The following is a 17,806-nucleotide window of genomic DNA, read 5'->3' on the forward strand; positions in this document are numbered from 1 at the left end:
GCTAGCGCCGGGCCGGGACTGAGAGTGTCGCCAGAATGGCGGCGTGATCCGTTCCGGCCACGCGGTGCACCGAGTACCCGGCACTGAGAACCGACACGCTGGTCACCAGATGGTCCAGGGTGATTCCGGGCAACGGGAGGTCCTGCGGCCAGGTGGGAACCAGCCGCGCCCCTTGGGCGGTGCCGACGTCCACCAGCCCGACGCCGCCCGGGCTCGGGGTGACAAGCCGGCGGAACTCAAGATGGTCATAGCTGGCGTTGAAATCGCCCAGCAGCAGACCGTTTCCCTCAGTCGATGCGCCCCGTGCCAGTAAGGCCAGCTCACGGCGCCATTGCGGCAGGCCCCCGTCGACGGGGGCACGGGTGTGAACGTTCGTCACGTCAAGCTCCGCTGTGCGCCCGTCCCCTGCTAGCTCCAGACGTGCGGTGGCCATCCGAAAACGGGTCCCGGACAGGACGCCGGTGGCGGCCAGACGGTGTTTTGAGTAGAGCACGCCGCCGCCTGCGTCCGGCGCCGACGAGCCAACCCCGGTAGGGAAGCAGCTCCGGCAGGCCCGCGGCCCTGAGCCGGGATTCAAGGGCGGGCGTCTGTTCCTGGACGGCGAGCAGGGCGACCCGGTTGTCGCGGACCAGCCGGACGATTTCGTCCGCATCGGCCCGGCCCAGCTTGGCGTTGACGCTCATCGCAACCAGCTCCAGCCGGCCCGAACCGGACTCCGGGGAAGAATCCGTGGCAGGTACGGCGTGGCCTGGGGCCAGCAGCCACACCGCCTGCAGGGCCAGCAGCGCCGCGGCGACGGCCGCCGCCCAGGGCCGCCGGCCCAGGCCCGCGCAGAGCAGCGACAGCCCGGCCGGCACCGTCAGCCACGGCGTGAAGGCCAGTAGCTGGACCACAGGTTCGGGCCACTGCCACGGCGTTGCCCGGCAGACGGACAACGTAGCCACCGGAGCCGCAAGCAGCGCGGAGGACAACAGCCAGCCGCGGCGCCTGCCGGACGCGGTCGCCGCCGTCGCCGGCCCGGGACCCGCCGTCGCGAAAGTCATGAGCGCAAGTCTAGGCACCGGCCCCCGCTGCGGCGAGGCCCGGGCACGTCCCTCCGGAGGGCGGAAGAGTTTTCCGGTACCATCGACATATCAGCTTTGACCCGGCCATCACCGGTGAGCTTCCGGAAGAACGCCCGGCGCAGGAATGTTTCGACAGTTTGCGCGCCAGGGCCGGTAGAACCGGACGGGTAAGCCCGTCACAGCAGTCAACGAGCGGCCGACGCCGGAGCAGCCCCTTCCGAGGGACGGAACCGGTGCCGGTAAGTGAGGTGGTACCGCGGTGCCGGTGTTGTTCCGACAGCACAGGAGCCGTCCTCGCATCCTGAATGAATCCCGTTGTTCACCAGCTCAACCCAGGATGTCGAGATGACCCAATACCCCAAGGCCTCAGCCGCACCGTCAGACGCCACCACCTCGGGCGTGTCCACCTCCGTGAAGTTCCCGGAGATCGAAGAGCGCATCCTCAAGTACTGGGACCAGGACGGCACCTTCCAGGCCAGCATCGACCAGCGCGATGCCGGGGTCAACGGCAGCAACGAGTTCGTCTTCTATGACGGTCCGCCCTTCGCCAACGGCCTGCCGCACTACGGGCACCTGCTCACCGGCTACGCCAAGGACCTCGTAGGCCGCTACCAGACGCAGCGCGGCCACCGGGTGGAGCGCCGCTTCGGCTGGGACACCCACGGCCTGCCCGCAGAGCTGGAAGCCATGAAGCAGCTGGGCATGACGGACAAGACCCAGATCGAGGCCATGGGCATCGACAAGTTCAACGACGCCTGCCGTGCCTCCGTGATGAAGTACGCCGACGAATGGAAGAGCTACGTCACCCGCCAGGCGCGCTGGGTCGACTTCGAGAACGACTACAAGACGCTCAACGTCGAGTACATGGAGTCCGTCCTCTGGGCCTTCAAGCAGCTGCATGAGAAGGGCCTGACCTACAACGGCTACCGGGTGCTGCCCTACTGCTGGAAGGACGAGACGCCGCTGTCCAACCACGAACTGCGCATGGACGATGACGTCTACAAAAACCGCCAGGACCAGACCGTCACGGTGACCTTCCCGATCACGGCCGGGGACTCGGAGCTCTCACAGCAGCTCGCCGGCGTTCAGGCGCTGGCCTGGACCACGACGCCCTGGACCCTGCCGACCAACCTGGCGCTCGCCGTCGGGCCAGCCATCACCTATGTTGTGCTGCCCGCCGGCCCGAACGGAATCAAGGCCGCCTCGGCCGACGCTCCCGTCACCGGCAGCTTCCTGCTCGCCGCGGACCTGCTGGGCGCCTACGCCAAGGACCTCGGCTACGGCGACGGCGCGGAGGGTGCCGCCGCGGCCGAAGCCGCCGTCACCTCCCGCCACACCGGCACCGAGCTTGAGGGCCTGACCTACGAGCCGCTCTGGGACTACTTCTCCGACGCCGAGAAGTACGGCACCGAAAACGGCTGGCGCTTCCTCGTGGCCGACTACGTCACCACGACCGACGGCACCGGCATCGTCCACCAGGCCCCCGCGTACGGTGAAGACGACCAGAAGGTCTGCGAAGAGGCCGGAATCCCGGTGGTGCTCTCGGTCGACGAGGGCGCGAAGTTCCTGCCGCTCTTCGGCCACGGCGACCTTGCCGAGATCGCCGGACTGCAGGTGTTCGACGCCAACAAGCCCATCACCCAGGTGCTCCGGGCGCAGGGCCGGCTGGTCCGCCAGGCCAGCTACGAGCACAGCTACCCGCACTGCTGGCGCTGCCGCAACCCGCTGATCTACCGCGCCGTGTCCTCCTGGTACGTCGAGGTCACCAAGTTCAAGGACCGGATGTCCGAGCTGAACCAGGAGATCAACTGGATCCCGGGCAACGTCAAGGACGGCCAGTTCGGCAAGTGGCTCGCCAACGCCCGTGACTGGTCAATCAGCCGCAACCGCTACTGGGGCAGCCCCATCCCGGTGTGGCAGTCCAGCGACCCGGACTACCCGCGCACCGACGTTTACGGTTCGCTGGCCGAGATCGAAGCGGACTTCGGCCGCCTGCCGCTGAACAAGGACGGCCAAGTGGACCTGCACCGGCCCTTCATCGACGAACTAACCCGTCCCAACCCGGATGACCCGCGCAGCCCCGAAGAGGGCCAGTCCGTGATGCGCCGCGTCGAGGACGTCCTGGACGTCTGGTTCGACTCCGGCTCCATGCCCTACGGCCAGGTCCACTACCCGTTCCAGAACGAGGAGTGGTTCGACACCCACAACCCGGCCGACTTCATCGTCGAGTACATCGGGCAGACCCGCGGCTGGTTCTACATGCTGCACATCCTCTCCACCGCGCTGTTCGACCGGCCGGCGTTCCGCAACGTCATCAGCCACGGCATCGTGCTCGGCTCCGACGGGCAGAAGATGTCCAAGAGCCTGCGCAACTACCCGGACGTCTCCGAGGTCCTGGACCGTGACGGCTCGGATGCGATGCGCTGGTTCCTGATGTCCAGCCCCATCCTGCGCGGCGGCAACCTGGTGGTCACCGAGCAGGGGATCCGCGACGGCGTCCGCCAGGTCATCCTGCCGCTGTGGAACGTCTACAGCTTCTTCACGCTGTACACGAACGCCGCCGCTGGCGGGAAGGGTTACGACGCGAAACTGCGCTACGACGGCTACGCGGACACCCTTGACCAGTACCTGATGGCCAACACCGGCGACCTGGTCCGCAACATGACCGCGCAGCTGGACAGCTACGACATCTCCGGCGCCTGCGATGAACTGCGCGGCTACCTGGACATGCTCACCAACTGGTACGTGCGCCGCAGCCGGCAGCGCTTCTTCGACGAGAACGTCGACGCCTTCGACGCGCTCTACACCGCCCTGGAAACGGTCTGCCGGGTCGCGGCGTCGCTGCTGCCGCTGGTCACCGAGGAGATCTGGCGCGGCCTCACCGGCGGCCGGTCCGTGCACCTCGCCGACTGGCCCGACGCCGGCCTGTTCCCGGCCAACCCGGACCTCGTCGAGGCGATGAACCGGGTCCAGCAGGTCTGCTCCACCGGTTCCTCGCTGCGCAAGGCCGCCAACCTCCGGGTGCGCCTGCCGCTGCAGGAACTCACCGTCGTGGCGCCCGGCGCGGGTGCGCTGGAAGGCTTTGCAGCCGTCGTCGCCGACGAACTGAACCTGCGCTCGGTGCGGCTGCTCGACGCCGAAAGCGCCTCCCCGGAGGAGTTCGGCATCGAGCAGAAGCTCGTGGTGAACGCCCGCGCCGCCGGCCCGCGGCTGGGCAAGAACGTCCAGCAGGCCATCAAGGGCTCCAAGTCCGGCGACTGGTCGCTCAGCGAGGCCGGGGTGGTTAGCGCCGGCGGCCTGGAACTGGAGCCGCAGGAATACACGCTGGAAACCGTCGTGGCGGAGGCAGCCGAGGGCGAGGGTTCCCGGGCGGCGGCCGTCCTGCCCGGCGGCGGTTTCGTGGTGCTCAACACGCAGGTGACCCCGGAGCTGGAAGCCGAGGGCACCGCCCGGGACTTGGTCCGCGCCATCCAGCAGGCCCGCAAGGACGCCGGACTCAACGTCAGCGACCGGATCCGCACCACCGTCACGGCGAAGCAGGACACGGTCGAGGCGCTGCTGGCCCACGCCGACCTGGTCAAGACCGAGACCCTGACCCTGGAACTGGACACCGTTTTCGCCGAGGTCAAGGACCCGCAGGTCTCCGTGGCGAAAGTAACCGAAGAAGTAGGGGCATAATGACCGACGAATTTTCCGTAGAAAGCGTCTACGCCGAGCTGCTGGGCCGGGCGCCGGAAAACAAGATGGAGCCCCGGCTGGCTCCGCTGCGCCGGGCCATGGACATCCTGGGCGAGCCGAACAAGGCGTTCCCGATCATCCACATCACCGGCACCAACGGCAAGACCTCCACCGCCCGGATGATCGAGGCCGGGCTGCGCGCGCACGGGCTGAGCACCGGCCGGTACACCAGCCCGCACCTGTCCAAGGTCACCGAGCGGATCAGCATCGACGGCGAACCGGTTTCGGATGAGACGTTCGTCCGGATCTGGGACGAGATCCGCCCGTACCTGGACATCGTGGACGGTGAACTCGCCGCCGAGGGCCAGCCCCGGCTGACCTACTTCGAATGCCTGACCATCCTCGGCTTTGCCGTGTTCGCGGACCAGCCGGTCAACGTTGCCGTGATCGAGGTGGGCCTGGGCGGCATCACCGACGCGACCAACGTCGGCGACGGCCAGGTCGCCGTCGTCACTCCGATCTCACTGGACCACACGGACCTGCTCGGCGACACCACCGAGGACATCGCCTACGAAAAGGCCGGCATCATCAAGCCTGGCGGCTTCCTGATCAGCGCAGCGCAACCGGTTGACGCGGCCCAGGTCCTGCTGGAGAAGGCCAAGGAAGCGGATGTGCCGTTCCGTTTCGAGGGCGTGGAGTTCGGCGTCGAGTCCCGCACCGTCGCCGTCGGCGGCCAGATGGTGACCGTGCAGGGCATCGCGGGCCGCTACGAGGACCTGCTGGTGCCGCTGCACGGGGCGCACCAGGCGGAGAACGCCGCCGTTGCGATCGCAGCGCTGGAAGCCTTCTTCGGCGCCGAAAAACCGCTCGACGCCGAGGTGCTGCAGGAGGCCTTCGCCTCGGTCACCTCTCCGGGCCGCCTGGAGGTGCTGCGCACCGCGCCGACCGTCATCGTCGACGCCGCGCACAACCCCGAAGGCATCCGGGTCTCCGCTGAGGCCATCCACGAGGCTTTCAATTTCAGCAAGCTCGTGGTGGTGGTGGGCGTGCTGAAGGAAAAGGACGCCGAGGAAATTCTGCGCCAGCTCAAGGAGTCCCTGGGTGACCTCGCCGCGGAATATTGCTTCACCCAGTCCAACTCGCCGCGCGCCGTCCCGGCCGAGGACCTGGGCGAGCTGGCGCTGGACCTGGGTTTCGGCGAGGACAACATCCACGTCGCTGACAAGCTCGACGACGCCCTCGAGTGGGCCGTGGAACGCGCCGAGTCCAATGAGGACCTAGCCGGCGGCATCCTCGTCACCGGTTCCATCACGCTGGTCGCCGAGGCCCGGATCCTGCTCGGAAAGACTGAGGCGTAACCCATGGCCAGACTCACCAAGGCCCAGCGCGAGTGGCGCCCGGGCATTCCCAAGAAACGCCGCTCCACCAAAGTTATGTTCGCCTCCACGGTGCTGCTGCTGGAGGCCTTCGTGGCCCTCTTCGGCACCCTGGCGGTCTTCGGCCTGCGCCGGGGTGAACTGCCGCCGCTGCTGGTCTTCGGCGTCGGCCTCGGTCTGTGCGTGGTGCTCGTGGCCACCTGTGCCGTGCTCACGAAGGGGTGGGGCGTGGCGCTGGGCTGGATCCTGCAGCTGCTGCTGATCCTCACCGGCCTGGTCGAGCCCGCCATGTTCCTGGTCGGCGGGCTGTTCGCCATCACGTGGTGGTACGGCATCCGGACCGGCATCCGGATCGACCGCGAAGCCGCCCAGCGCGACCGCGAGCAGGCGGCCTGGGAAGCCGCGAACCCCGAAAGCCAAAGCAACTAGACTTGTCCCGAACCCCACCCCAACGCATTGGAGCAGCTGTGAGCATTGAGCGCACCCTCGTCCTGGTCAAGCCCGACGGCGTGGCCCGCAACCTGACCGGCAGCATCATCGCCCGGATCGAAGCCAAGGGCTACACCCTGGCTGAGCTGAAGAAGGTCAACGCAACCCGTGAACTCCTTGAACAGCACTACGAGGAGCACGTCGGCAAACCCTTTTACGAGCCGCTGGTTGAATTCATGCTCAGCGGACCGGTCGTCGCGGCGATCTTCGAAGGCCACCGCGTGATCGAGGGCTTCCGTTCCCTCGCCGGCACCACGGATCCGACGACGGCGGCGCCCGGCACCATCCGCGGTGACTTCGGCCGCGACTGGGGCGTTAAGGTCCAGCAGAACCTCGTGCACGGCTCCGACTCCGCGGAGTCGGCTGACCGGGAAATCAAGATCTGGTTCTAACCCCCTCCCGCGCGAACGGACACTTAAGACCCTCCGCCTAAGCGCGAACGTACACTTGGGGCCCCGATTTCCTAGGAAACCGGGGCCCCAAGTGTACGTTCGCGCTTTTCGCTGGCGGGGCGGGCGGGTGGCTTAGTACCCCGAGGTGCCGATGAACACCTGGATGAAGGCGAAGAAGATGGTGGCGATCACGGCCACGTAGAGCAGAGCTGTGAGAATCCAGCCCGAGTCCGCCAGGATGCGGGCAGCGCCGGAGGGCACCGGGATGAGGCCGGTGCTGACGTTGCGGACGGTCACCCAGATGAACAGCGGGATCATGGCCGCCCAGACGATCATGCAGAACGGGCAGAGGATGTGGATCGAATACAGTGCCTGGGACCAGAGCCACACGACAAAAGCAAAGCCCAGGGTGACGCCCGCCTGCAGCCCGATCCAGTACCAGCGGGCGAACGTGGCACCAGCCAGCATGCCCATGGCGGTGGTGATGATGACGGCGAAAGCCACTATGCCGATGAACATGTTGGGGAAGCCAAACAGGGAACTCTGCCACGTCTGCATCACCTGTCCGCAGGAGATCCAGGGGTTGACGTCGCAGACCGTGACGTGGCTTGGGTCTTTGAGAACTTCGAGCTTTTCCAGCACCAGAGTCCCCGAGGCAAGCCAGCCGACGACGCCGGTGATCAGCAACAGCCACGCAAACGGCCGGTCGCGGGTCATGGTTGGCTCAGGGCGGCCCGCCGCGGCCGCGCTGCCGTCCCGTTCGCGGGCGTCGACGTCGCCTTGGGCGGGGGAGATGCTGCTGGGCATGGATCTCAGTCCTTTGCGTTGGGTGCTCTTGGGCCGATTCTATCGCCGGAGGCTGAATGATTCCGGGCAGGCGCCCGCCGTCCACAGTGGTTCGGCCCGACCGTTGATCCGGATGCCCGGCTTACCCCTGCTTTTGCGGCTCCTGTGAGACAATGAAGCTGGCTGGGACACGAACCACATTCGGGTTTCAGTCCGGCGACTTTGTTTTCAAGACCGCCAATGAGGAGCAGGGACACTCCGGATCGTACGACCCGGTTTATCCCGCAATGCCATTGGACGGCACCTAGTTGTGACGGACAGATCAACGGGTTCAGAACAATTCCGCCGGCCCTCCAGGGCTGCCGCACCCCACTGCCGGTGCGAACCTGAGGGTATCCAATTGACTTCTGTCAATGCCCGCGGGTGTTGACAAATATTTGCCCCCACGGGTGCCGGATGTGGCGGTACATCAGGGGCAGGAGTGTGGCCACCTATGGATCATGAACAGCTAGTAACCGGCAACGACGAAGCACCCGTGAGCGAAGCACCGCTCGACGAATCTGCAGCCGCACCGGAAAGCGCAGCGGAAACCTCAGCCGCACCGGAAATCTCAGCCGCACCGGCGCCCAAGCGCGCCACCAGGACTCGGCGGAAAGCCGCCCCCGCCGTGGAGGGAGCGGATCTCGCAGCCGTTGCGGCCGGCGCCGTCGCCGAGGCAGCCGGTGCTGACATCGCCGCAGCTGACGCCGCCGCGGAAGTCAAGGCCCCCTCGGAAGCCAAGACCCCAGCCCGCCGGAGCCGGTCACGGAAGAAGGTCGAGGTAGACGACCAGACCGTGGTCAACCCGGCCGGAGATGCCCTGGCCACTGCCCTGGCGCCGGCTGAAGACGCGACGGCCGCCCACGCGGCGGCCGATCACACAACCGCCGACGCCGCGACGGCCATGACGGCAGCTGGGCAAGCACCGGAGAAGCCGGTCCGCCGCAGGGCCTCCCGTGCCAAGGCCGCGCCGGCCCCCGCAGCAACCGACGAAGCTCCTGCCTTGATCGAAGCGGCGCAAGTTAAAACCGCGCCCGATGAAACAGCGCAAACCGAAACCGACGCCGAAACAGCCGACGCCGAAACTCCGCAGGCCGCCCCCGCCGCCGCGGACACCACCGCTGTCGAAGACGCCGCTGGCAACACCCCGGCTGAGGCCCCGGCTGAGGCGCCCGCCGCGGACTCCGTTGCCGAATCACCTGAAGCGTCCTCCATGTTCCTCGCACCCGGGGCCGTCACCTCGATGATTTTCCAGGCCCCGGACCTGAGCGCCGTGGTCCGCCCGGCCCCCGTCGCGGCCCCGGCCGCGGCGGAGGACGCCGAGGAAGAAGACGAAGAGGCCGAGGGTGACGACGCCGGCAACCGCCGTCGGCGCCGCAGCCGCGGACGCCGCGGACGCAGCCGCACCGCCGGCGAAACCGACGCTGACTCCGACGCTGCCGTGGACGGCGCCGAGGAGGCCGATGAGGAGTCCGAGGGTGCGCTGGAAGAGGGCGTCACCTCCCGCCGTCGTCGTCGCCGTCGCCGCGGTGACCAGGACCTGGAGCTGACCGGCGGCGGGGACGACGACCCGCCCAACACAGTGACCCGGGTCCGCGCGCCGCGTGCCGTCAGCGATGCACCCGTCAACAACCGCGTCACCTCTGTCAAGGGCTCCACGCGGCTGGAAGCGAAGAAGCAGCGCCGCCGCGAATCCCGGGATACCGGCCGCCGCCGCACCGTCATCACCGAGGCCGAGTTCCTCGCCCGGCGCGAGTCCGTGGACCGCCAGATGATCGTCCGCCAGCGCGACGACAGAATCCAGATCGGCGTCCTCGAAGACGGCGTCCTGGCCGAACACTTTGTTTCCAAGACCCAGCAGGACTCCCTGATCGGGAACGTCTACCTGGGCAAGGTCCAGAACGTGCTGCCGTCGATGGAAGCTGCCTTCGTCGACATCGGACGCGGCCGCAACGCCGTGCTGTACGCCGGCGAAGTTAACTGGGACGCCGTCAACGTCGAGGGCAAGCAGCGCCGGATCGAGAACGCGCTCAAGTCCGGCGACTCGGTGCTCGTCCAGGTCACCAAAGACCCGGTCGGACACAAGGGCGCCAGGCTGACCAGCCAGATCTCCCTCCCGGGCCGCTACCTCGTCTACGTGCCCGGCGGCTCCATGACCGGCATCTCCCGGAAACTGCCCGACGTCGAACGCAACCGGCTCAAGCGGATCCTCAAGGACCGCCTCCCCGAGGATGCCGGCGTCATTGTCCGCACGGCGGCTGAAGGCGCGTCGGAGGAAGAGCTGACGCACGATATCAACCGGCTGCGCGCCCAGTGGGAGGGCATCGAAAGCCAGTCCACGTCCACGAAGCTCCTGGCACCCGAACTGCTTTACGGCGAACCGGACCTGACCATCAAGGTGGTCCGGGACGTGTTCAACGAGGACTTCTCCAAGCTCATCGTCTCCGGCGAGGAAGCCTGGGACACCATCGAGGCCTACGTCACCTACGTGGCGCCGGACCTGGTTGGCCGGCTGGAAAAGTGGACCAAGGAAACCGACATCTTCGCTGCCTGGCGGATTGACGAGCAGATCCACAAGGCGCTGGACCGGAAGGTCTTCCTGCCGTCCGGCGGCTCACTGGTGATCGACCGGACCGAAGCCATGACCGTCGTCGACGTCAACACCGGCAAGTTCACCGGCAGCGGCGGCAACCTCGAGGAAACCGTCACCAAGAACAACCTGGAAGCGGCCGAGGAAGTCGTCCGCCAGCTGCGGCTGCGCGACATCGGCGGCATCATCGTGATCGACTTCATCGACATGGTGCTGGAGTCCAACCGGGATCTCGTGCTGCGGCGCATGGTGGAGTGCCTCGGCCGGGACCGGACCAAGCACCAGGTCGCGGAGGTGACCTCGCTGGGCCTCGTGCAGATGACCCGTAAGCGGATGGGCACCGGGCTGCTGGAAGTTTTCGGCGAACAGTGCGAAGCCTGCGCCGGCCGCGGCATCGTCACCCACGACGAGCCGGTGGAACACCGCCGCGCCAACGCCGTCGCCGCCGAGCACTACGTTCCGCGCACCGAGCAGCAGCCCGCCGCGCGCACTGAGCGCAAGCGCCGCCGCGGCAAGGGCGGCCAGGGTACCGAGGGGATGCCGTCCGCTCCCGCCGCCGTGCACGCCGAGCCCACCGAGGCCGAGCGCCACGCGAAGGCGGAGGCGACCCGCGTCGCTCTGGCCAACATCGCAGCCGCCGCGCACGCTGCGCACCTGCACGACGGCGAAGCAACAGCAGCGCCCGACGCCGAGACCCGCCAGGCAGCGCTCGATGCGGCCGTGGAACTGGCCTCAACCGAGGAGGCTGCCGGACGTCCGGCGGCAGTGCTGACCTTCGGCGGCGAGCAGGTTGCCCTGCCGTTCGTCGAGCACGCCGAGGAAGCCCCGCAGCCTGCACTGACCCTTGATCTGCTCACTGAGGCGTTCGCCAACCTTGGCGACGCCGATGCAGGCGCCGGTACCGGCGCTGGCACTGCTGTGGGCAGGCCTGCGGAGCTTGCCCCGGTAGCCGAACAGCAGCGGCCGGAACGTTCCGCCCCGGCTGAGGCTGCGCGGGCCGAGTCTGCAGGGACCGAAGCTGCACCGTCGCGGGCGACCCGCGGCAGGGGCCGGGCCCGCACGGCCCGCATCCAGCCGCCGAACGCACGGAATCGAGATGCCGAGGCTCCGGCAGGGCAGGAAACCAGAAGGACACGTGCCCAGGCGCCGGCCGCGCAGGTTCCCGCCGCCGACACACGTGCCGCTCAAACACAGGGTACTCAAGCCCCCGCGGCGCAGGCGCCGGTCGCTAATGAGTCGGTTGCGCAGGCCCAGGTTGCGTCGGCTTCGGCTCAGGCGGCGGCAACCCCGTCCCGGCGGGTGCGCCGTAACCGCAGCGCCAGCCGCGCCCAGGGCGCCGCCAACGAGACGTCGGTGGAGCAGCGCGCCGCGACGCCGTCGGCCGCTACCGGTTCGGTCCATGAAGCGAAGGCGCCGGAGCCGGCGACAGCGGCTGCGACGCCGGCTGCAAACGAGCCGATCATCCTGGGTGTCGGCGTACCGGCCTCGGAGCTCTAGCACCCGGCATTCCACGAAGTAGGTGATCCGGAATCCGGAGCACCGCCCGGCTCGCGGGTACCGTGTCGGACTCGACGTAACGTCACGTCGAGTCCGGACGGTACCCGCGAGGCCGTTAACGTGCAGGTCAGGCAGGGGGCTGACCACAGGGGAAAGCAGGACAGGGGAGGGTTAGGCTGGTAACCGACACGGGGTGCCGGGCAACGAGCCCGGCTGAGATCCAGACCCGTTGAACCTGTCCGGTTAGCACCGGCGAAGGGATGTCTCTTGAATTCGTCGACCCAGCCCGCATCGCCCCAACCTGCACCGACCAAGCCTGCGCCACCCCAGCCCGCTTCAGCTCAGCCTGCACCGCCCCAGCCCGCATCAACTCAGCTCACGTCGATCCTGCGGTCCGCCTTCGCGCCGGCCGCGACCGGCGGACACGCCACCAGCCCCGGAGCGCCGGGCAACCCCGCCCCCTCGGCCGCTCCCACCAGTTTCCGGGCACCCGCAGCCCCCGGTGCGCCGGCGCTCCCGCGGGTGCTCGCGATTGCAGGCTCGGATCCTTCCGGCGGCGCCGGCATCCAGGCCGACCTTAAGAGCATCGCCGCCCACGGCGGCTACGGAATGGCCGCGATCACTGCGCTGACCGCGCAAAACACCCACGGCGTACGATCCGTGCACGTACCGCCGGCGTCGTTCCTGACCGAACAGTTGGACGCCATCAGCGACGACATCACCATCGACGCCGTCAAGATCGGCATGCTCGGTGACGCCGCGGTGATTGACGCCGTCCGCCTCTGGCTCGAGAAAGTCCGTCCCGCCGTCGTGGTCCTGGACCCCGTGATGGTGGCGACCAGCGGGGACCGGCTGCTGCAGGAATCCGCCGAGGCTGCCCTGCGTGCGCTGTTGCCGCTGGCGCACCTGATCACCCCCAACCTGCCGGAACTGGCCATGCTGCTGGACGAACCGCCCGCGGCGGACTGGGCGGCGGCGCTGGAGCAGGGCAAACGGCTCGCCGCGCTGGCCGGCACGACAGTACTGGTCAAGGGCGGGCACCTCGCGGACGGCGACGGCGCCGGCGACCGCGGCGACGACGGCGGTGGCTGCCCCGACGCGCTGGTCAACACCGCCGGACTGCTGGGCCGGGAGACTATCGAGGTGCCCGGCGAACGGATCGCTACCCGCAACAGCCACGGCACCGGCTGCTCCCTGTCCTCGGCGCTGGCCACCGTCCAGGCCAGGACGGGGGACTGGGCAGCAGCGCTCCGGGAGGTCAAGCCGTGGCTGGTCGGCGCACTGCGGGAATCGCAGAGCCTCCGGGTCGGCACCGGCAACGGACCGGTCCACCACTTCCACCACCTGCAGCAGACGCCCGGCAAGCAGACGCACCTGCAGCAGACACCCGTGCAGCAACCACCCCGGGAAGGTGAATTTGCGGCTGCCCTCGACGAGCACGCGGCGGCCGGGCTGGAGGCCATCTACGCGCTGGACTTCATCCGCGGCCTCGCGGACGGGACCCTCCCGGAGCGGCAGTTCGCCTACTACCTCGGCCAGGACGCCCTGTACCTCAACGGCTACTCCCGGGTGCTGTCCCGGGCCGCCGCGCTGGCGCCGTCGGAAGCCGAACAGCTCTTCTGGTCCCGTTCCGCACAGCAGTGCCTCGAGGTGGAAGCCGAACTGCACCGATCCTGGCTCGCTGGCCGCGCCGTGGACGCTGAGCCGGGGCGGGTCACCAAGGCCTACGTGGACCACCTGCATGCAGCCTCCCTCGCCGGCAGTTACGGCGTCCTGGTGGCCGCGGCGCTGCCGTGCTTCTGGCTCTACGCCGAAGTCGGCGCGACACTGCAGGCGGAGTTCCTCGCCGCCGGCGCGCCCGCAGGGCACCCCTACGCGAACTGGCTGCGCACCTACGCCGACGAGGCGTTTGCCGCCTCGACCCGGCAGGCAATTCGGTACATGGACGCAGCTGCCGTCCGGGCCTCCGAGCAGGACCGCAACGCCATGACCGCCGCCTTCCGGCATTCCGTGCGTTACGAACTGGAGTTCTTCGACGCGCCGACGCTGCGCGCCTAAGCAGGCGGGCCGGGGCCAGCCGGTAAGGTGGTGGGCGCGGTTCCGGAAGTTGCTGCGGCACCCAGTCCGACCCCTTCAGGGGAAGGCTGTGGCGGCTGTCACGCAGTACCCGCCGGGGCCAGCCTCGTTTGCGGCCGAAGGCAAAATTAGCGTAGTCTAGATCTTCGGTGCTTACGCCAACACTTGGGTTATGACCTTGAGGACCAGTCCAGCCGTACTACGGGCAGGATTATCCACGGGATAGCTCATGGGTTCCCCCGGGGAACCTGCCGGCGTTGAGGCACAGCGTGAGCCGGTCGGATTACTTCGACCCCAGGTTCCGCACGCAAATCTAGTAATAAACGTCGAGAGAAGTGAGTTCCACAGTGGTGTACGCGATTGTCCGCGCAGGCGGCCGCCAAGAGAAGGTTTCCGTTGGAGACTTCGTTACCCTGAACCGCGTCCCCGGTGGAGCCGGCAGCACCTTTGAGCTGCCCGCACTGCTCCTGGTGGACGGTGACAAGGTCACGTCTGCTGCTGCGGACCTGGCCAAGGTAACGGTTACGGCTGAGATCCTGGAGAACCTTCGTGGTCCCAAGATCGTCATCCAGAAGTTCAAGAACAAGACCGGTTACAAGAAGCGCCAGGGTCACCGTCAGGAACTGACCAAGGTCAAGATCACCGGTATCAAGTAACTAGCGTTACTGTTCAGGTTTTCAGCAGATTCCCCAGAATTTAAAGGCAGGCATTTCAAATGGCACATAAAAAAGGCGCGAGCTCCACTCGCAACGGCCGTGACTCCAACGCCCAGTACCTCGGCGTCAAGCGCTTCGGCGGCCAGGTCGTTTCCGCAGGCGAGATCATCGTCCGCCAGCGTGGCACCCACTTCCACCCGGGCGCCGGCGTAGGCCGCGGCGGCGACGACACCCTGTTCGCCCTGACCCCCGGTGCTGTCGAGTTCGGCACCCGCCGCGGTCGTCGCGTTGTGAACATCGTGGCTGCTGCAGCTGCAGAGTAACAACTAGTTCTAAATCGGTGGGGCGGGCCAGTTGGTCCGCTCCACCGGTGTTTTAACCGCATTACAATCATCTTGGGCCCCTGCGGCTCAAGGAAACGCACTGAGGAGATCCACGTGGCCAGCTTTGTAGACCGGGTAGTACTGCACGTATCCGGCGGTACCGGCGGCCACGGTTGTGTCTCCGTCCACCGGGAGAAGTTCAAGCCCCTGGGCGGGCCCGACGGCGGCAACGGCGGCAACGGCGGCGACGTCATCCTGCGCGTGGATCCCCAGACCACCACCCTGCTCGATTACCACCACGCCCCGCACCGGCACGCCACCAACGGCGGTCCCGGCATGGGCGACTGGCGCGGCGGCAAGAACGGCGAGACCCTCATCCTGCCGGTTCCCGAGGGCACGGTCGTCAAGAGCAAGGACGGCACCGTCCTGGCCGACCTGGTCGGCGAAGGCACCGAGTTCATCGCCGCCGCCGGCGGCCTGGGCGGCCTCGGCAACGCCGCGCTGTCCTCGCAGAAGCGCCGCGCCCCCGGCTTCGCGCTGCTCGGCATCGAGGGTGAGTCCAGCGACGTCGTCCTGGAACTGAAGTCGATTGCGGACATCGCGCTGGTCGGTTTCCCGTCCGCGGGCAAGTCCAGCCTCATCGCGGCCATGTCCGCCGCCCGGCCCAAGATCGCCGATTACCCGTTCACCACCCTGATCCCCAACCTCGGCGTCGTCCAGGCCGGGGACGTGCGCTTCACCATCGCCGACGTCCCGGGCCTGATTGAAGGCGCCAGCGAAGGTAAGGGCCTCGGCCACCACTTCCTGCGCCACGTTGAACGCTGCGCGGCCCTCGTCCACGTGCTGGATTGCGGCACCCTGGAGTCCGACCGCGATCCGCTGTCCGACCTCGCCGTGATCGAAGCCGAACTGGAAAAGTACGCCGTGGACATGAGCTACGCCGGCACCGACGGCGAAGTCGTGCCGCTGAACCACCGTCCCCGGCTGGTCGCCTTGAACAAGGTGGACCTGCCGGACGGCAAGGACATGGCCGAGTTCGTCCGTCCGGAACTTGAAAAGCGCGGCTACAAGGTCTTCGAAATCTCCGCCACCAGCCACGAGGGCCTGCGCCAGCTCGGCTTCGCGATGGCCGAGATTGTGAAGGCGGCCCGCGACGCCGTCGCTGCGACGCCGCCCAAGGTCCATGCTCCGGTGCTGCGCCCGCGCGCGGTCAACGAGTCCGGCTTCACGATCCGCCGCGAGGAAAAGGGCCTCGAGCCGCTGTTCCGTGTACTGGGCGAGAAGCCGGTGCGCTGGGTCAAGCAGACCGACTTCACCAACGAGGAAGCCATCGGCTACCTCGCTGACCGCCTCGCCAAGCTCGGCGTCGAAAATGAACTCTTCAAGCAGGGCGCGAAGCCCGGCGACATGGTCGTCATCGGCGAGGACGACGGCGTCGTCTTCGACTGGGAGCCGACCATGATGGCCGGTGCCGAACTGCTGGCCTCCCCGCGCGGCACCGATGTGCGCTTCGCAGACATCGGCGACCGCCCGACGCGCGGCCAAAAGCGCGAGGAGCAGCAGGAACGCCGCGACGCGAAGGCAGCCGCCCGGGCCGAGCTCGAGGCAGAGCGCAAGGCCGGCATCTGGACCGAATCGGTCAGTGGCCGCCGCGCTGCCCAGCCGCTCAAGGAGAGTGGAATCGGCGAAGCCGATGACGAGTAACGCCGTCGCCTCACCCGCAGCGGCACCGGGCCGTGCCCTGCTTTCCAGCGCGCGCCGGATCGTCGTCAAGGTCGGTTCCTCCTCGCTGACGTCCATCAAGGGCGGCATCGCCGAGGAAGCGCTGACCGGACTCGCCGATGCCCTCGCGCACAAACGCAACGCCGGCACCGAGATCATCCTGGTTTCCTCCGGCGCGATCGCCGCCGGGCTGGCGCCGCTGGGACTGGACAAACGGCCCCGCGATCTTGCCACCCAGCAGGCCGCGGCCAGCGTCGGGCAGGGCCTGTTGATGGCGCGCTACACCCACGCGTTCGGCGCGCACGGCGTCACGGTCAGCCAGGTGCTGCTCACCGCCGATGACTTCATGCGCCGCAGCCAGCACACCAACGCCTTCCGTGCACTGGACCGGCTGCTGAACCTCGGTGTGGTTCCGGTGGTCAACGAAAACGACACCGTCGCCACCCATGAGATCCGCTTCGGCGACAACGACCGGCTCGCGGCCCTCGTTGCCCACCTGGTCCGCGCCGACGCGCTCGTGCTGCTCTCCGACGTCGACTCGCTCTACGACGGGCCGCCCGCGCACGGAGCTAAGCGGATTCCGCACATTTCCGGCCCGCGGGACCTCGAAGGCATCTCCATCGGCAGCACCGGCAAGGCCGGGGTCGGGACCGGCGGCATGGTCACCAAAGTCGAAGCCGCGTCGATCGCCGCCGGTTCCGGAATCCATGCCCTGGTCACTTCGACGGCGAACGCCGCCGCCGCGCTGGCGGGGGAGGACGTGGGGACCTGGTTCTCCGTCAACGGCTCCCGCAAGCCGATCCGGCTGCTGTGGCTGGCGCACCTGGCCTCCGTGCGGGGCACACTGGTGCTCGACGACGGCGCCGTGCGCGCCGTCCGGGACCGCCACACCTCGCTGCTGCCCGCCGGGATCAGCGCCGTCCACGGCGACTTCGAAGCCGGCGACGCCGTCGAGATGGTCGGTAGCGACGGGACCGTCATCGCCCGCGGACTGGTGAACTACGGCGCGGCCGAACTGCCCCAGATGCTCGGGCGTTCCACCCGTGAACTCGGCAAGGCACTGGGACGCGGGTATGACCGTGAGGTTGTTCATGTTGACGACCTGGTGCTGGTCTAAG

The 17,806-nt window shown here is 68.1% G+C and carries 13 protein-coding genes and 1 riboswitch; of the genes, 10 read left to right on the top strand and 3 right to left on the bottom strand.

Annotated elements, in window-relative coordinates:
* Nucleotide 1: 1 nt before the first annotated feature.
* On the bottom strand, nt 2–493 hold the full coding sequence (locus tag QFZ61_RS10855; protein WP_307035908.1) for an endonuclease/exonuclease/phosphatase family protein: 492 nt from the start codon (nt 491–493) through the stop codon (nt 2–4).
* Nucleotides 381–1,043: a hypothetical protein gene (locus QFZ61_RS10860; protein ID WP_307035909.1), complete on the bottom strand. Its 663-nt coding sequence runs from the start codon at nt 1,041–1,043 to the stop codon at nt 381–383. Before QFZ61_RS10860 ends, QFZ61_RS10855 begins: the two co-directional genes overlap by 113 nt.
* 366 nt (nt 1,044–1,409) lie before the next feature.
* Here QFZ61_RS10860 and ileS point away from each other — a divergent pair, with 366 nt between their 5' ends.
* Genes ileS through ndk form a run of 4 tightly spaced genes read left to right on the top strand, consistent with a single transcriptional unit; the run spans nt 1,410 to nt 6,999 of the window.
* On the top strand, nt 1,410–4,742 hold the full coding sequence (ileS, locus tag QFZ61_RS10865) for an isoleucine--tRNA ligase (RefSeq protein WP_307035911.1): 3,333 nt from the start codon (nt 1,410–1,412) through the stop codon (nt 4,740–4,742).
* Nucleotides 4,742–6,100 (top strand): folylpolyglutamate synthase/dihydrofolate synthase family protein, encoded by a 1,359-nt coding sequence (locus QFZ61_RS10870; RefSeq protein WP_307035913.1) that lies wholly within the window; start codon nt 4,742–4,744, stop codon nt 6,098–6,100. Before ileS ends, QFZ61_RS10870 begins: the two co-directional genes overlap by 1 nt.
* 3 nt (nt 6,101–6,103) lie before the next feature.
* The gene (locus QFZ61_RS10875; RefSeq protein WP_307035915.1) at nt 6,104–6,547 is read left to right on the top strand and encodes a DUF4233 domain-containing protein; all 444 of its coding nucleotides are present in this window, start codon (nt 6,104–6,106) and stop codon (nt 6,545–6,547) included.
* A gap of 38 nt (nt 6,548–6,585) precedes the next feature.
* Entirely contained in the window at nt 6,586–6,999 is a 414-nt protein-coding gene (gene ndk, locus QFZ61_RS10880) for a nucleoside-diphosphate kinase (protein ID WP_307035917.1), read from the top strand.
* Between the two features lie 132 nt (nt 7,000–7,131).
* On the opposite strand, the gene QFZ61_RS10885 is transcribed toward ndk, so the two are convergent.
* Complete coding sequence (locus tag QFZ61_RS10885) at nt 7,132–7,806, bottom strand: vitamin K epoxide reductase family protein (protein WP_307035920.1); 675 nt, start codon at nt 7,804–7,806, stop codon at nt 7,132–7,134.
* Nucleotides 7,807–8,278: 472 nt separating this feature from the next.
* Here QFZ61_RS10885 and QFZ61_RS10890 point away from each other — a divergent pair, with 472 nt between their 5' ends.
* The 6 genes from QFZ61_RS10890 (at nt 8,279) to proB (ending at nt 17,805) form a co-directional block, all read left to right on the top strand.
* Nucleotides 8,279–11,911, top strand: coding sequence for an Rne/Rng family ribonuclease (locus tag QFZ61_RS10890; RefSeq protein WP_307035922.1), 3,633 nt, complete (start codon nt 8,279–8,281; stop codon nt 11,909–11,911).
* 179 nt (nt 11,912–12,090) lie between these two features.
* A riboswitch (TPP riboswitch) is annotated at nt 12,091–12,189 on the top strand.
* Nucleotides 12,179–13,969, top strand: coding sequence for a bifunctional hydroxymethylpyrimidine kinase/phosphomethylpyrimidine kinase (locus QFZ61_RS10895; RefSeq protein WP_307035924.1), 1,791 nt, complete (start codon nt 12,179–12,181; stop codon nt 13,967–13,969). Its footprint overlaps the riboswitch before it by 11 nt.
* Before the next feature lie 365 nt (nt 13,970–14,334).
* Nucleotides 14,335–14,643, top strand: coding sequence for a 50S ribosomal protein L21 (rplU, locus tag QFZ61_RS10900; RefSeq protein WP_116768429.1), 309 nt, complete (start codon nt 14,335–14,337; stop codon nt 14,641–14,643).
* Between the two features lie 59 nt (nt 14,644–14,702).
* Nucleotides 14,703–14,966: a 50S ribosomal protein L27 gene (gene rpmA / locus QFZ61_RS10905; protein WP_009372867.1), complete on the top strand. Its 264-nt coding sequence runs from the start codon at nt 14,703–14,705 to the stop codon at nt 14,964–14,966.
* A gap of 114 nt (nt 14,967–15,080) precedes the next feature.
* Nucleotides 15,081–16,670, top strand: a complete 1,590-nt coding sequence (obgE, locus tag QFZ61_RS10910) for a GTPase ObgE (RefSeq protein WP_307035925.1) — start codon at nt 15,081–15,083, stop codon at nt 16,668–16,670.
* Nucleotides 16,660–17,805: a glutamate 5-kinase gene (gene proB / locus QFZ61_RS10915; RefSeq protein ID WP_307035926.1), complete on the top strand. Its 1,146-nt coding sequence runs from the start codon at nt 16,660–16,662 to the stop codon at nt 17,803–17,805. Before obgE ends, proB begins: the two co-directional genes overlap by 11 nt.
* The last annotated feature ends 1 nt before the right edge of the window (nt 17,806 follow it).

The sequence above is a fragment of the Arthrobacter sp. B3I4 genome, assembly GCF_030816855.1.
GTDB lineage: Bacteria > Actinomycetota > Actinomycetes > Actinomycetales > Micrococcaceae > Arthrobacter.